The 15037-nt window shown below is 38.3% G+C and carries 18 protein-coding genes; 9 read left to right on the top strand and 9 right to left on the bottom strand.

Annotated elements, in window-relative coordinates:
- Window positions 1-12: 12 nt before the first annotated feature.
- The 3 genes from IEX12_RS04720 to IEX12_RS04730 form a co-directional block, all read right to left on the bottom strand.
- Window positions 13-540 (bottom strand): GrpB family protein, encoded by a 528-nt coding sequence (locus IEX12_RS04720; RefSeq protein WP_088050536.1) that lies wholly within the window; start codon window positions 538-540, stop codon window positions 13-15.
- Between the two features lie 45 nt (window positions 541-585).
- Window positions 586-1401, bottom strand: coding sequence for a GNAT family N-acetyltransferase (locus IEX12_RS04725; protein WP_088050537.1), 816 nt, complete (start codon window positions 1399-1401; stop codon window positions 586-588).
- A gap of 282 nt (window positions 1402-1683) precedes the next feature.
- Window positions 1684-1860, bottom strand: a complete 177-nt coding sequence (locus tag IEX12_RS04730; protein ID WP_155554373.1) for a hypothetical protein — start codon at window positions 1858-1860, stop codon at window positions 1684-1686.
- Between the two features lie 87 nt (window positions 1861-1947).
- Between IEX12_RS04730 and IEX12_RS04735 the strand changes: the two genes are divergently transcribed.
- Together IEX12_RS04735 and IEX12_RS04740 are read left to right on the top strand one after the other, a co-directional pair.
- The gene (locus IEX12_RS04735; RefSeq protein WP_230856028.1) at window positions 1948-2307 is read left to right on the top strand and encodes a CidA/LrgA family protein; all 360 of its coding nucleotides are present in this window, start codon (window positions 1948-1950) and stop codon (window positions 2305-2307) included.
- On the top strand, window positions 2304-2999 hold the full coding sequence (locus IEX12_RS04740; RefSeq protein ID WP_088050538.1) for an LrgB family protein: 696 nt from the start codon (window positions 2304-2306) through the stop codon (window positions 2997-2999). The genes IEX12_RS04735 and IEX12_RS04740 overlap by 4 nt, the downstream gene beginning before the upstream one ends.
- A gap of 325 nt (window positions 3000-3324) precedes the next feature.
- Here the strand turns inward: IEX12_RS04740 and IEX12_RS04745 are convergent, their stop codons facing one another.
- From IEX12_RS04745 to IEX12_RS04755, 3 genes are all read right to left on the bottom strand, one after another.
- Window positions 3325-3915, bottom strand: a complete 591-nt coding sequence (locus tag IEX12_RS04745; protein ID WP_088050539.1) for a histidine phosphatase family protein — start codon at window positions 3913-3915, stop codon at window positions 3325-3327.
- Window positions 3916-4128: 213 nt separating this feature from the next.
- On the bottom strand, window positions 4129-4917 hold the full coding sequence (locus tag IEX12_RS04750; protein WP_102415131.1) for a LysM peptidoglycan-binding and 3D domain-containing protein: 789 nt from the start codon (window positions 4915-4917) through the stop codon (window positions 4129-4131).
- A gap of 799 nt (window positions 4918-5716) precedes the next feature.
- Complete coding sequence (locus tag IEX12_RS04755) at window positions 5717-6088, bottom strand: YxeA family protein (RefSeq protein WP_088050541.1); 372 nt, start codon at window positions 6086-6088, stop codon at window positions 5717-5719.
- A 352-nt stretch (window positions 6089-6440) separates the two neighbouring features.
- Between IEX12_RS04755 and IEX12_RS04760 the strand changes: the two genes are divergently transcribed.
- Window positions 6441-6596, top strand: a complete 156-nt coding sequence (locus IEX12_RS04760) for a hypothetical protein (RefSeq protein ID WP_155554374.1) — start codon at window positions 6441-6443, stop codon at window positions 6594-6596.
- Window positions 6597-6709: 113 nt separating this feature from the next.
- Here IEX12_RS04760 and IEX12_RS04765 read toward each other — a convergent pair whose 3' ends face one another.
- Window positions 6710-7174: a hypothetical protein gene (locus IEX12_RS04765; protein WP_088050542.1), complete on the bottom strand. Its 465-nt coding sequence runs from the start codon at window positions 7172-7174 to the stop codon at window positions 6710-6712.
- Between the two features lie 405 nt (window positions 7175-7579).
- On the opposite strand from IEX12_RS04765, the gene IEX12_RS04770 reads away from it, so the two are divergent.
- From IEX12_RS04770 to IEX12_RS04780, 3 genes are all read left to right on the top strand, one after another.
- Entirely contained in the window at window positions 7580-8308 is a 729-nt protein-coding gene (locus IEX12_RS04770; RefSeq protein WP_088050543.1) for an ABC transporter ATP-binding protein, read from the top strand.
- Window positions 8305-9072, top strand: a complete 768-nt coding sequence (locus IEX12_RS04775) for an ABC transporter permease (RefSeq protein ID WP_088050544.1) — start codon at window positions 8305-8307, stop codon at window positions 9070-9072. The genes IEX12_RS04770 and IEX12_RS04775 overlap by 4 nt, the downstream gene beginning before the upstream one ends.
- A gap of 257 nt (window positions 9073-9329) precedes the next feature.
- Complete coding sequence (locus IEX12_RS04780) at window positions 9330-9863, top strand: hypothetical protein (RefSeq protein WP_188724742.1); 534 nt, start codon at window positions 9330-9332, stop codon at window positions 9861-9863.
- Between the two features lie 263 nt (window positions 9864-10126).
- Here the strand turns inward: IEX12_RS04780 and IEX12_RS04785 are convergent, their stop codons facing one another.
- Both IEX12_RS04785 and copZ read right to left on the bottom strand, forming a co-directional pair.
- Entirely contained in the window at window positions 10127-12271 is a 2145-nt protein-coding gene (locus IEX12_RS04785; RefSeq protein WP_188724743.1) for a heavy metal translocating P-type ATPase, read from the bottom strand.
- A gap of 207 nt (window positions 12272-12478) precedes the next feature.
- The gene (copZ, locus tag IEX12_RS04790) at window positions 12479-12688 is read right to left on the bottom strand and encodes a copper chaperone CopZ (protein ID WP_088050546.1); all 210 of its coding nucleotides are present in this window, start codon (window positions 12686-12688) and stop codon (window positions 12479-12481) included.
- A gap of 210 nt (window positions 12689-12898) precedes the next feature.
- Here copZ and spoIIP point away from each other — a divergent pair, with 210 nt between their 5' ends.
- From spoIIP to IEX12_RS04805, 3 genes are all read left to right on the top strand, one after another.
- Entirely contained in the window at window positions 12899-14041 is a 1143-nt protein-coding gene (spoIIP, locus tag IEX12_RS04795; protein ID WP_088050547.1) for a stage II sporulation protein P, read from the top strand.
- Window positions 14042-14294: 253 nt separating this feature from the next.
- Window positions 14295-14441 (top strand): hypothetical protein, encoded by a 147-nt coding sequence (locus IEX12_RS04800; RefSeq protein WP_155554376.1) that lies wholly within the window; start codon window positions 14295-14297, stop codon window positions 14439-14441.
- Between the two features lie 42 nt (window positions 14442-14483).
- The gene (locus IEX12_RS04805; RefSeq protein ID WP_188724744.1) at window positions 14484-15017 is read left to right on the top strand and encodes a hypothetical protein; all 534 of its coding nucleotides are present in this window, start codon (window positions 14484-14486) and stop codon (window positions 15015-15017) included.
- Window positions 15018-15037 lie beyond the last annotated feature (20 nt).

A 15037-nucleotide genomic window follows, 5' to 3' on the forward strand; every position in this document is an offset into this window, starting at 1 on the left:
CTTTTTATCCCATTATTGTGAAGCGTTTAAAGCTTGATACCATGCCATCGCCTTTCTTTCTATTTCCAAAACAAGCTGTTCCTTTCCTTTTATGTAATCCGTAATATTATGAGGAAAACGTTTGGCCAATTCCTCTTTTAAACTTCCATATTTTTCGGTCACATTTGGGTGTGTCCGCATGTAGTCCCGGAATGCGATGTGTCGTTCTATTTCAGAATCGCCGAATTCGTAAATATGAACATGATGTGTGCGATTATCCCCTCCTTTTTGGAAATAACGCCGCCCAGGTATACCATTCTCTCCCTTTGCCTCATATCCGATGTCCTTCATTGCTGCGTTAAATGCAGCAACCCGGTTGATATTTTTTACTACCGGCATGATATCAATAATCGGCTTTGCTTTCAGCCCTACTACGGATTTACTGCCAATATGGTGAATTTGAACAATTTCAGGACCAAAAACCTCTCGTAATTTATTAGCTTCTTTTGCAAACATCAACGGCCATTTTTCATTATAGGCTGTTACCTTAACCCTTCTCATTCTATTCCCCATTTCAGGAAATGCACCTGGTTTGAACTATAAGGCCTAAAGCTTCGCCCAAATGCTTTTCGTATAAGCAATCCGCATTCCTGCTCTTTCCATATTTTTTTGACTGACACTTCCATACGTTGCCTGCCCAACAATCAAATTGCAATTATGTTGCTTTGCTTGTTGTAATCGTTTCAAGATCAGGGCACTGTGCACACCCCGATTTCGTAATTCCGGAATAGTAGCAGAAGCCGCGAGTGTCCCTATACCATCATATTCAAATAAGACTCCTATTCCAGCAGGTTCTCCTTCATAACTTGCCAAATAAAAAGTCCAATTGTCGTGATTATATAATACTTTATTGTTTTGCGCGACATGTTCTTTTAAAAAAGAAGGCATATGAAAACCTTTTGTATAAATGTCTCCGAAAGTCTCAAATTCATGTTCCCTGATTTTGCGGATAGAAATGGATGCATCTGTTTCTTCGTTCGTAATAACATCGTGAGATAATGAACCTGCGAGTGCAGTATGAAACCCAGATTGAAAGTATCCTTTCTCATGAAGAGCCTTAAATAACTCCAAAGATGCATGTGCCGGAGTTATTTCAAATCTGGCCGGAACTCCCCTTTCCTTGTAAAATTCCAATATAGCGTCCAAATACTTCTCTTCGCTGCCACTAATTCCTTTAACCGTATTAAAGGAAGGACCAGGAATATTCTTTACGGAAAACGCTGTGGCATTGCCAAATTCTTTTATTTCAACGTTCATTGGGTTACCATCCATTTCTTTTATAGCTGTTAGTCTGGACTTCAGAGCCTCTATCTCTGATTGTTCTATTCTCCGGGCAAGATTTCCACTTAAAAAAAGAGACATTGCTTCACCTCACTATTGATTTTTTCATGAAGACCCAATTATTCTATTATTTATCTTAAAACCCTGCTCTTAGTTGTCAGCCCCCGGGCTAGCCAAATTGTCCGTCAATTTTTTTCTATATTGGATCATCTTATATCGTTTGGTTTATATGGTCAGCGAATAGCGATCCCTTTGATCTGATAACTCATAGGGAATTGACCATCCATTTCGTGATTTGATATCACCGAAACAACTATTTTTCGTTACCGTCCAGTAACTGGAGATGAACTACACCATCCTTATCTAAACTTGCAGGGCATCTCCTCCCTTATTTTCAAGTTCCCCTCCATAACACATTCCATTCGCAAGACTAAATATCCTTTTTTTATTCCAAGGTGTACATAAATGAGTTAAAAAATCGTGGTCAACGTCGCTAAGCGGATGGTTTGTAAGGTTTTCTTCCATCATATCAAAAAACATGTTAGGTTTCCTGACAGATTCAATGACAATGACTTTAAGGTGCTTTAAGCTAGGATTAACCAATTAACTTAGAAGGAGGTAGATAAAGTGAACCTGGATATGGTTCTGCAACTTATAATCATCATAGGGTTTCTGCTCCTTGGTAACGGTATCGTCGCTGTATTTCCTATTCCGCTGCCAGGTAGTGTAGTTGGAATGCTACTGCTTTTTGTAGTTCTCATCACCGGAATTTTGAATGTGGAATGGATAGAAAAAGTTTCTTCCTTTCAATTGAAACACCTGACGTTACTGTTTATTCCACCAATTGTCAGTCTGTTTTTATCTTCAGGTTTTCTTGAAATCCTCCAGTGGAATATCTTGATTATTTTAATTGTAAGCAGTATTTGCTGTTTATTAGGGACAGCATTGGCTGTGGAGTGGCTTGAAAAAAGGAGAGGTATGAAATGACAAATTTTATCGTAAATATTTTTTTCTGTATGTCGATTACTTTCGTCTGTTATCTTATTTCCCTAAAACTCTATCGCAAGTATAAAAAGAGCTGGCTTAACCCTTTATACACTGCATCCATCCTGCTTATTCTTCTGCTGCTTGTTTTACCAATTCAAGGGGAAAGCTACCGGGAAGGAAGCTTTATCTTTAACCAACTGTTGCAGCTTGCTGTCGTTTCTTTAGCCGTTCCACTTTACAAACAATGGTCATTCTTAAAGAAAAATTTCAAAAAAATTTGTACTGGAGTTATTTGTGGTACCGCATTAGGGTTGATAGCTGTGCTAGGAATGTCCCAGATTTTTCATTTACCGGAACAGACGAGAGCGTCACTGATTCCAAGATCAGTAACCCTCCCTATTGCTTTGACTGTATCCCGCGACCTTGGCGGACTTACTTCAACGACAGTAATTTTTGTAATTATTTCTGCCCTTATTTCTTTAACGATTGGACCGAAATTATTAAAAAGATTTGGGGTTAGAAGCAAATCTGCGATGGGATTGGCAATGGGTACTTCAGCACAAATGCTTGGGGCAAATCGTTCGCTTGTATGGGGCGAAGAGGAAGGGGCGATGGGAAGTATTGCTATGACTACATCTGCATTATTTCTGTCTGTTTTCGTTCCCATTCTCGCCTACATTTCCCATTTATAAAAAACATGTAAAGCGTCATTTCAAGATCATTATGAGCTTATGGAGGTGTATGATGAAACAAAACCAGCTTCGTAAGGGTATAGATGAGTTGAAACAATTTTACATTCGAAAACTTCGAGATGCTAATGTATTGAATGATTCAGACAAGGATCCTTCCTCCCTTACCTTAAGTGAACTTGCAAATATGTATAAGTTCTATCAACTTTAGGGTTGAGGAACCAGTTCCTCTCTCCTTATTAAGAACTGGTAATATGGCTGCACATAGGCTCTCTGTTCAGGGAGCCTTTCCATATTGGAAAAGGCATTTACGACTTCCAATATAAACTTAATGCAACGAATGTTCACTAAAATGTCTCGTACAATTATGCAGCTCCAGCTTCCAGGTATCCTTATTATTTTGCAGTGTCGTCAACGAACAATTGCCAAGAGATTCTTCTACATCCTCATCTGGCAGCAATTCTTTAAGAAGATGTTTGATAAAAGATCCGTGACTGACAATCAATATGTTCTTCCCATTCTGTTTTTTCAGGATCTCATCCATGATGGATCGACCTCTGGCCAATATACTGTCGTTGCTTTCCCTCTCTAAATCCAGTTCCCGCCAATTATCTCCCCACTTGGCTATTCTTTCCTTTTCTGTTGTCCCTTCAATCAGCCCACCACCAACTTCACGTAGTCTGGGATCGAAATAAACAGACACATCCTTCAGTTTACTTCCAATCGTTTCAGCGGTTTGTTTCGCCCTTGCTAGATCACTGGAATAGATCACATCCCAGTCTTCCGTACCTAAACGATCAGCAAGTGTTTCCGCTTGTAAAAGCCCTTCCTCATTAAGAGCTACATCGGAACTTCCCTGTGCTCTCCTCTCTTTGTTCCAATCGGTCACTCCATGGCGCACAAATCCAAGCTTTGTCATCTTTCCACATCCTATCTTATTTTTTCAACTAATCCAGCCTCGTTGTTAAACATTCTATATTTTCATTGTAACATACTAACCAATTACCAGGATTGGAGAAATTAGCATTATTTATTTTTTCAGATTAGATTGTCTTCAGTATGTCAGCTTAACTCAGACACTGTTGTCCTTACTATCCTGCTATAAAATCATATTCATAAAGCCAGCTATTTTCTAATCCACGATGGTAACGTCTACTGTTCTTCTGCCCCAGCTGTATGCTTGTTCCTTCGTCGGGAGATGGACATCTATTGTATTCCCAATAATTTCACCACCGGTATCAGCTGCTACAGCATACCCGTAGCCTTCTACATAAACTTTGGAGCCTAGCGGGATAACGTCCGGATCAACAGCGATTATTTTTGCATTAGGATTTTCCCGTAAATTCACACCGGTTGCAGAGATTCCTGAACATCCTGTACAGTAAGCTGTGTATGCAGTCGCTTCGACAGATAATGTTCTGCCTTCTGCTTTTGTTTGCGGCTCCTCGGTCTTCTCTTCTACATCCGGTTTACTCACTTCCTTGCTTTCGGCAACTGACTCAGATTTTTGGGTGCGAGCATCTGTATTAGCTGTTTTTTCCACTCGTTTTGATTCAGGCTGAGTTTCTGACCCATTTACGATCAGCTGTTGTCCAACAATAATTAAATCAGAAGGAAGATCATTCCAGCTTTTCAGGTCCGAAACAGTTACTTTATCTCCATATGCTTGACTGATCTCACTCAGTGTATCTCCCTTTTGTACAGTGTAATACGCTTTATTAAGTTTCAACACTTGTTTTGGAAAAATCAAAGAAGACTTTAATCCATTTATATCCATCAATTCGTCCACGGTTGTATCGTGGCTGCTTGCTATATCCCAAAGCGTGTCTCCCTTATGTACTTCATACTCGGCTGCAGAGACTGACATTGCAGAAATTCCTAAAGTAATTAGAACGATACATAAAGATACCAACTTTTTCATTGTGTTGTCCCCCTTTTAAATTACTGACAAGCTCATCCTACCATGATATCCTCCTGTCTGCGTTTACAGCCTGTTTAAAAAAGGGTGACATGCTTTACAAATGAAATAAGTTAACATTAATTGGTTCTATTTGCTTTTTTTCTTACATAGAATTCCCCAGGGCACCTTTCTATTAAAAAACCGTTTGCTCTAATAATTTCCATTTTATAAAGAACGTGCATTCGTATATAATGAATAGACGAACGTTAGTTTTCATGAAGGGGTTTTATGGATGAAACGAGCCATTCTTTTGGTTGATATGCAAACATTCTATGCTTCCGTGGAAAAGGCGGCAAAACCAAATCTCCAGGATAAATCTATCAATATATTCCAATAATGCATCATTGCTTTCACGAATTTGAAAGTACCCCTCTACCGAAACTTCTCTATTTTGATAAAGTCCCATTACGAACTCTTTTGCACAGATTTGTTATCTTTATATTAGCATTTTTTGCTTTTTTATCATATTACTTGTTAATAGCCGTGTAAAAGGTTAAATTCTTTGCTGAAATCTATCTGATCAAGTTAAAAACGTTTGTCTTTTTTTATTGTTTAGATGGTTTACCTGACGTTTGGACAACTGAATGACTAACGATTCTATAATAAAGGAGCCGTTAGTCCAGTTAAGCCTACACCCATCTTTCTTCTTATCGATATGATCAAGTTTGTTTTTTTGCTTGAATGCTTAAAAGAAATGATAAATACCATCAACTCAAGCATTTTGGGGAATAGTCTGCTCCCTCGTAGTACAATCCAACTATCACTTAAATTTTCCTTGTACGGCTAAGGGCATCTCTTCATATTGAACTTCTTCCCACGTTTCTACGTAAATTCTTTTAGTAACTATTCGCAAGTAGGCATCTTCTTGAAGTTTTTTCTGGGCAGTGAACGTTACTTCCCTTTGTTTTCCTGATTCATCGTAGCCAGTTAACGTATATTCATAATCGCCTATTTTTCTTTTTTTGCCAGTCTCGTTAATTTGTACGTACACATCCGTTTTTGGTAGAAATGGATTTAACTTGTCTGCTATCTCATTTTGCACAAGTACAGTAAATGTAAATATAGCGGTTGCAAGAATTGCGATGATCAGTAGTGGAATGAGTAAAAATTTACGCTTACCTTTTCTTTTCATGTGAATCTTTCCTTTCCTATAATTTACAGGCTAACTAATTTCAATATAATTAATCCATTTATTGAAAACCATAGATAATTCTTTCATCATCCTTACATAATTGTAAGGGAGAAAACGAATCGATAGTCATTGCGTTTAATACTTCCATAACGAATGCAAAATGGGCACATACCCTTATTTCGGATATGTGCCCTTCTAAAGGAATCTTCCTCATCTATCTATATTATTGCCACAAGCAAAATACTTGCAGAAGTTCAATATGTTTAGTCATTATTTCAGGAACAATACCCCATCATAATTTTTAATAATATGGGGAAGATAACGATCATAAATGACAAAAGGATGTGTTTAAATGGATAAAAATAAAGGAAACAAAAAACATTCAAAAGAACAGCTGGGCAAAGTAAAACCTTATCAGGAGATTAATAACGAAATAACAAGTAAAAATGAGTTAAAACAAATGCAGCCAACACCACAACCGCAGGATTTTGAAGAAATTGATTATTAAGGAGCAGGTCTAAAAGGGTCTTTGACGTTGGTGCCTTAGTAAACTCCATAACCTGACCACACTATGCATTAACTGTTTTCTTGAGATTAACTTATATCGAAAGCTTCACTCAGCTAGAAAGATTTTATACCAGGCAAAATAATCTCGAGTTGCTGATTATTCGCTTCCTTTTTCTCTTTGTATTCGTCGTAGGGTAAATAAAAATCTTTCGGGGGAGTACCAGCGAGTGTCGTAAATATCCCATTCTCGAAAGTAACAAAATAACTTTCCTTTAAATCCACGTCTTCATCGAGGAAAGCCTTCAGACATTCAGATGTTTCCTCACTTGTTAACGTACGATGTAATATTTTACGGAATCCTTTCTTATCACGTTTGTGTACAAGGCACATCCCGTGACCTTTGTATTCCCTTTCCGAATAAACAGGCTCATTAGCGTTTTTCCAGTAATCAATTGTTTTTTCATAACTGTAGCCGCAACGATAACACCAAATGAATTTTTCCCATGTTTTGTAATAATAATCCTCTGTAGCACAGCAGCCGCAATGAGGGCACGCAATTGCAGAATAAGTAGATGCCATTGAAACACGCTCCTTATTAAAAAATAGTTCAATAATGGTAAAAAAGCAACGCAGAAAAGTGGAAATTCAAGCTTAAATAAATCGTTTAAGAAGAATTCAATGAAGGTATTTTCATAGGAGGTTATGGAGTTATACAAATTATACAATAATTACAAAAGTTAAACAAGCATTATTTAAATAATATCGATTATCATTATCATTTATATCTTTTTATTATCAATTAAATTGTATAAAAACGATAATATGTTATATTAATTTATAATAGTTATAATGAATGGTGGAAATATATATTTATTTCCTACCCATGGATAAAGAAACTGCAAAATGCGAAAAGTAAAATGAAGCTATTAATAAGCTATCATACTCCCCTTTTGCACTGTTTCGACCGAAAAGGAAGTGTTCTAAATGACAACGAACCTAGAAGCAATCCGTTTTGAACAGGTCCATTATACGGTAGACAGTTTACATATACTCAAAAATATTACCGGATCGTTCCCCAAAGGTGAAATCACAACATTAGTAGGTCCTTCCGGTGCAGGAAAGACAACGTTGTTCCGGTTATGTAACGGATTGAAATCACCAAGTTCAGGAGAGATTTACATTCACGGAAAAACGATCAACAGCTACGACCCAGCGGAACTGCGACAGAATGTTGGAATTGCACTGCAAAATGCAACGATGATAAACGGCAGTGTAAGAAAAAATCTGGAACTCCCATTAACACTGCAAGGAAAAGCGTTACCACAAAAAGATGCGGAAGAATTAATGCATGTAGTGGGCCTGGATAAAGATTTTCTGAAACGGAACAGCAAAGATTTATCAGGTGGCCAGCGCCAAAAACTATCAATTGCCCGCACCCTTGTGAATCGGCCAAAAATTTTGCTGCTGGATGAAATCACCTCTTCCCTGGACCGCGTCTCTCAGCAGGATATTGAGAAGCTGATTGGGCAAATCAACCAGGAATACGGAACGACCATCATTTGGATTACACACAACTTGGAACAAGCTTTGACTATTGGTAAATATACCTGGGTGATGATGAACGGAGAACTCATCGAAACCGGAACTAGCGATTTGCTAAGAAATCCAGAAAATGACAAAGTGAAACGTTTTGTAAAGGGGGAAGTGGAATGAGTTTTCTAACATTATCCATTACCCTAATTTTCGTTATCATTCCACTTGTTTTATCCAAAACGCTTAACTTAGGTCTGGAAAAAGATACGCTCATTGCAACAGTACGTTCTATCATTCAATTGCTAGCCGTTGGATATATCCTGCAATTTGTATTCGATTCGGAAAACATGATTTATATTTTATTGATGATTACACTCATGGTTGGGGCAGCCGCGCAGAATGCCCGAAAAAAAGGGGCATCCATAAAAGGGATCACATGGAAATTGGTGCTGACCTTTATATTTGTAGAAGTTTTGACGCAAAGTATTCTGCTTGGGTTAACCATTACCCCTCCCACTGCACAATATATCATCCCAATCAGTGGAATGGTCATTGGCAACTCCATGGTGCTCGGAATTTTGTTCCTCAACCGTTTTACAGCTGAAATGGCATCACACCGGGAAGAAACCGAACTTATCCTGTCGCTTGGCGGTACTCCGAAGCAAGCCATTCACAGGCAGTTGATTACCTCCATTCAGGCAAGTACCATTCCGACCATCGAAAGCCAAAAAACGATCGGACTTGTCCAGCTCCCCGGAATGATGAGCGGGCAAATTATCGCAGGTGCGGACCCAGTTCAGGCTGTCATGTTCCAATTGCTCATCTTGTTTCTGCTTCTGACGACGGCGGTTGTCACAAGCATCATGCTTGGTTATTTGTCATACCCAACACTGTTCAATGACCGCATGCAACTGTTGGAGGAACGTCTGGAGAATTTAGATTAGATGCTTCGCTTCCTGTGCTAGTTTAGTTAACATTTTTGAATTTAAAAACATCAAGAAGAAACCCTTTCAAAAGACGTGACTGCTACTGTTACGTCCTTTTCTTTCTTTTTTACTACAAATAGTCCTAATGGAAAATGGCTATGCAAACACGAAACATTGGCCCCTCCTTCCATATATTAGCCTGATTCAACAATCCAAACACCCTTTCATACAGTATAATGAATCAACCCATTTTTTCGAATAAAGAAGGTGACCAAATGACTAGTTTACCTGCAGCAGACCTTGGAATTATGGTCGAACATTTGACGGCACATAAGGGTGTCATAAATAAATTGGAGTTGTATCAGGAAAAAGTAACTATTATCGAACTAGAAGACATGATTCGGCTACAAGTGAATATGATGCGCGTACATGTAAACATAATGTTAACGTTAATAAATCCATATCATCACGGTTATGTTGAACTCCCACCATTAAACGCAATTTATCCAGGAAGTTCCCATCTTCCTCACCATATGGGGTATCGTTATCGTGCAGAAACCGATAATAAGTGGATCACATTGGAATCGCACACGACAGCTAAGTCAATGGCTGATGAGAATTACTCCTCTGCTTTAATGATGCAAGATCAAAATGTTAGGCATGTCCATGCTGACATGGCCTTACAGCAATTTCAGGTAATGGAAATGTACGCAGAATTTATGAAACGAATGGGATGGGATTTTACCCCTCGCGTTCCAACACAGAAGCTAATAAATACGTACCAGCATTTTCAGAAAATGTTTGCTTAACAAAAAACATGATGATTTATTAGAAATAACAGGATACATTCTGAATCTTGAGAATACCCTGTTTCTGTGATGTACGGTTTTCGCTTTTAAGTAATAAAAATAGACTCCCCCCTTCTTTGCAAATGAATTATATGAAAAAAAGTATATCTTGGAATACTAACCACTAATGCTGATAGTATTATACAAAAAAATCTGCTATTTAACTATTAACTAACATATACCCCCAGGAAAATCATTGTCTGGGGGTACTAAGTTTTCCTGAATTATGCCTTCAACAACTTCGCATTAATCGCAACAATTACCGTACTCAGGCTCATTAATACAGCCCCAACTGCCGGACTTAACACGATGCCAACCGGCGCTAAAACACCTGCTGCAAGTGGTATTGCCAAAATATTATACCCGGTCGCCCACCACAGATTCTGGATCATTTTCCGGTACGTTTTTCTCGATAGATCGATCAACGAAACAACATCCTTCGGGTTACTTTTGACCAGGACGATATCCGCTGTTTCCATAGCTACATCAGTACCTGCTCCGATTGCGATACCTAAATCAGCAGTTGCCAATGCGGGTGCATCATTGACACCATCCCCAGTCATTGCTACCTTCCATCCTTTTTCTTTAATCTTCCTCACCTGATCTGCCTTTTTATCAGGTAAAACTTCTGCGTATACTTCATCAATATCCAATTGTTTGGCAACCCAATTAGCAACCTTCTTATTATCCCCAGTTAGCATGATTGAATGGATGCCATTTTCCTTAAGAGCAGCAATTGCCTCTTTCGCTGTTTCCCGAACGATATCAGCTAGCGCAATCATACCAGCCAATTTATCATCCAGTAAAACAAATACAACTGTCTTTCCTTCTTCCGACATTTCATTAAATAGCTGTTCATCATACCCCATATTTTGACTAGTAACATAACCAGGGCTAACAACATTCACTTTTTTTCCATCGATTATTCCCTGAATTCCCTTACCAATAATTGATTCAAAATCGGTTATCTTTTTAAACTTTATCTTTTTGTCTTTTGCTGATTTTACGATACCAGTTGCGATTGGATGCTCAGAGTTTTGTTCCAAACTGGCTGCCCAGTTCAGGACTTCTTCTTCTTTATAGCCTTCATTTGGTACAATATTTGTAACTTCGAATTCACCTTTCGTCAGTGTTCCTGTTTTATCAAAAACAACTGCATTCAGGTTTCTTGCCCCTTCAAAACTGGCACGATTGCGGATGAGCAGTCCATGTTTGGCAGAAATCGATGTTGAAACTGCTATGACAAGTGGCGCTGCTAAACCAAGTGCGTGGGGACAAGTAATAACCATCACGGTAACCATTCGCTCAAGGGCAACATCAAAAGAATACCCCAGGATTAGCCAGATGAACAACGTGATAAAACCTGCTGCCAGGGCAACATAAAATAACCATTTTGCTGCTCGGTTTGTAATATCTTGTGTTCTGGACTTTGATTCTTGTGCTTCTTTTACCAGTGTTATAACCTGGGATAGATATGAATCTTCGCCCGTTTTTTCAACCTGTATTGTTAGCGATCCTTCCTTATTTACCGAACCGCCGATTACTTCATCACCCTTATTTTTTTCAACGGGCACAGATTCTCCGGTCAGCATTGATTCATCAATAGCCGATTTGCCATCAGTAATCGTTCCATCAACAGGAATTTTCTCACCAGGTTTTACAAGAACCCTATCCTTATTTTTTAAATCAGATACCGGCACATCTCGTACCTCATCATTTTCATCCAGTTTATGGGCTTCATTAGGCATAAGTTTGACGAGTTCTTCCAGTGCGTTGGATGCGCCTATTACCGAACGCATTTCAATCCAGTGCCCTAATAACATAATATCGATTAGTGTAGCTAGTTCCCAGAAAAAGTCTTTTCCCGCCAGGCCAAATACAGTGAGCGAACTATAGACATATGCAACCAAGATGGCAAGACCTATAAGCGTCATCATTCCAGGGTTTTTGTCTTTTAATTCACTAATCCCGCCACTAATAAATGGCCAGCCACCATAGAAAAAGATAAATGTAGCAAGCCCAAACAAAATATATTGGGTATACGGAAATTGCCAATCCACACCAATAAAACTTTGGATCATTGGCGACAAAATTAGAATTGGAATCGTAACAATCAGGGAAACATAAAATCGTTTCTTGAAATCGTTCACCATATCTCCATGACCATGATGGCCGTGATGACCATGCCCCTCATGATTGCTATTCTCATGATAATTGTGTTGCTCATGGCCGTTATGGCTGTACGGTCCATATTCTTCGTGAGCGTGATGTTCGTGCTCACTATGTTTGCGTGTTTTATTATCATGGTTTGCCAAGCTTATCTCTCCTTGATAATTATTATAGCTTTTCTTTTTTAACTGATATTTCATTCAAAGTGTACTAATCATCTTCTGGACTTTTAAATAATTTACCCCTGTACCGTATATAACAAACAATTTTAATCAGTAAATGCAAATTATAAAAATCCAGTAAACTGCAATTTGATCATTTATGCTTTTACATGATTGCTGTTTTCTGTTCGACTATTGACAACTTGAACAGGCTGATCTCCGGAAAGGAATCAGCCATTATTTAAGTTATGCTACAACATCGTAACCTTGATCTTCTACTGCTTCACGCATGTCTTGAACGGTAACCTTTGTATCGTCATACGTACCGTCTACCTTACCAGTGGCTAAATTTATCTCAACATTCGTTACGCCGTTTAGCTCACCTAGTGCACCTTCAACAGATGATTTGCAATGGCCACATGTCATTCCTTTTACATCAAGCGTCAACTTTTCCATTCCATTTCACCCCCCTTCAAAGGATTGTTTCTTATATTTTTACCCTTTTTTACGCCAAGGGAGTTGGAAACGACACTTACTGAATGAATGCCATTGCTGCCCCAGCGATCCATGGAGCTAATAAACCAATCACTGGGGATACACTGAAAAATTACGAATACCCCTTCTATTAGTATTTCCATTTTCATAGATTTAAACGTGAGGTGAAAAATGATGAAGACTAATTATAATAAAAAAAGCAAACTCCATTTGCTAACAAAAATAGTTGGTTTTATTGTACTGACATTTGCTGCAATCGTAATCATCAGCTCGTTGCAAGTTAAAGTCTTTCAATCGCAAAGCCTCGAACAGTTAACAAAATCAGGGACATTTACCAATATATTTCTCCATATGCTAGGTGATCAAATTCCCCAATTCGAGGATACATTTAGCGATGAGTTAAGCACACCTTCCCTATCAAATGTAGCTATCGAATCTCTGACAGGGATTAAAATCGATAATCTGGCAACCTCTTTTTTGCAGGAGATACCCGGAGTTCATCTCGCGAAATCCGGAAGGTATATTGCTGGTGAAAAAGTAAACGATGGCGATATGCCACAAGAGTCACCACCACCAAATTTTGATGAATTGCTAGCCGGTGAGGATCCAAATGAAGATGAGGAGTCAGCTCCTGACAACAAAAATAAGAAAAATCCAGCCAATCCTTCTGTATATATTTACCATTCACACAGCTGGGAAGGGTTTCTGCCGCTGATAGAGGAAGATGTGAAGCCTAGTGTTTCATCAAGTGTTGATAACGATGAAAATGTTGTTCTTGTTGGTTCTATGTTAACGGAACAATTGGAACATTATGGGATAAGCACATTCCATAATAAAGTAAACATGGGACAGGCTTTGCACGATAAGGGATGGGACTCGGATAATTCCTATGATCTAACACGAGAATTTGTACAAACAGCTGTCGCCCAGCATAAAAGCATGGAATACTTTATTGATATTCACCGGGACGCGGCTAGAAAAGATAAAACAACGGCAACAATTAACGGAAAAAAATATGCTAAATTATATTTTGTGGTCGGCGTTGAGCATGAAAACTATGAAAATAATTTGGCATTTGCAAAGAAAATCAATGAAAAATTGGAAGCAAAATATCCTGGCATAAGCAGAGGAATATATCCAAAGTCAAAATTTGAGGGTAATGGTGTATATAATCAGGATATTTCCAATCATTCGCTCCTAATCGAAATGGGGGGTGTTGATAATACGAAGGAAGAGCTAAAGAACACGGTTGATGCATTTGCGAAGGTCTTTAATGAAATTTATGACGGCGCGATAGAGGTTAATGCGCAGTAAATTGAACTACATTCATTGGGGACCTTCCCTGTCCCCAAATGCGCGTTAATCGAATGTATTATTGGAACATGAATTTGTCTCGCCTCTCAATCAAAACTTCTACCACTAAACTAACCCCTTTATAATGAATACATTTACCTTAAAAATCATTTTTCTTTTTAAGGTACAAACGAAAATGATATCTCGGATAACATTCATTAAACAATTATGCTAGTATAGGTTTAAATGCTATTAACAGACATGGGGAATATTAATGGCGAATTCAACTAAATCAAGAGTGGTCATTTCCCATGCGATTAATGATTTTCAAGTATTTTACATGATCCTTGATATAATCATTGGGCAGCACAGCTTGTTCTACATTTTTAGTCTTTTAAGGAAAAAACAGTACAGTTCATAAACGTTGATACAAAAATTACTAGTGGATTGGAGTGTTGCAATCGTGTCCTCAATCTTGCTTATCGGCCTTATTATTATGTTAATCATTATTTTTTTCAAAGCACTAATAATAGATATGTTTGGAAATAAAAACAAGTTTGTAAAGAAGCTTAAAAACGCAAAATGGTTTCAAAAAACGTGGACTGCAGGAATGTTTCTGTTCGCATTAAATGCGGTACTATTCTTTTTCACATGTCTTCTGCTTTATGTTCTTACTTTCTTGCCGATCCCTTACATCCATTGGGTTATCATGCTGTTTGCCGTTATTTCCAGTGTGTTCTCTTGGATTGTGGTGAACAAGGCTTGGCAAGGAACAAAAAAGAACCGCCTCAAGCTAGGATTTATCGGCAGCAGCTTTTATCTTATTTTGACAATTGTTTTTATTTATGGCTTCATGAGCCTGAAACCTGCCTATCCAGGTGAAGATACGTTCATGAGTGCAATTGGATTAGTTTTTGCCATTATTGTTACAGCGATTGCGTTTATTGCATGTCTTGTCTATACGGGGTTTTCCGGGAAAGCAATGGACAGAAAATAACCAGGTGGCACGGGCATTAC

The organism is Lentibacillus populi (assembly GCA_014642895.1).
Lineage (GTDB): Bacteria > Bacillota > Bacilli > Bacillales > Amphibacillaceae > Lentibacillus_C > Lentibacillus_C populi.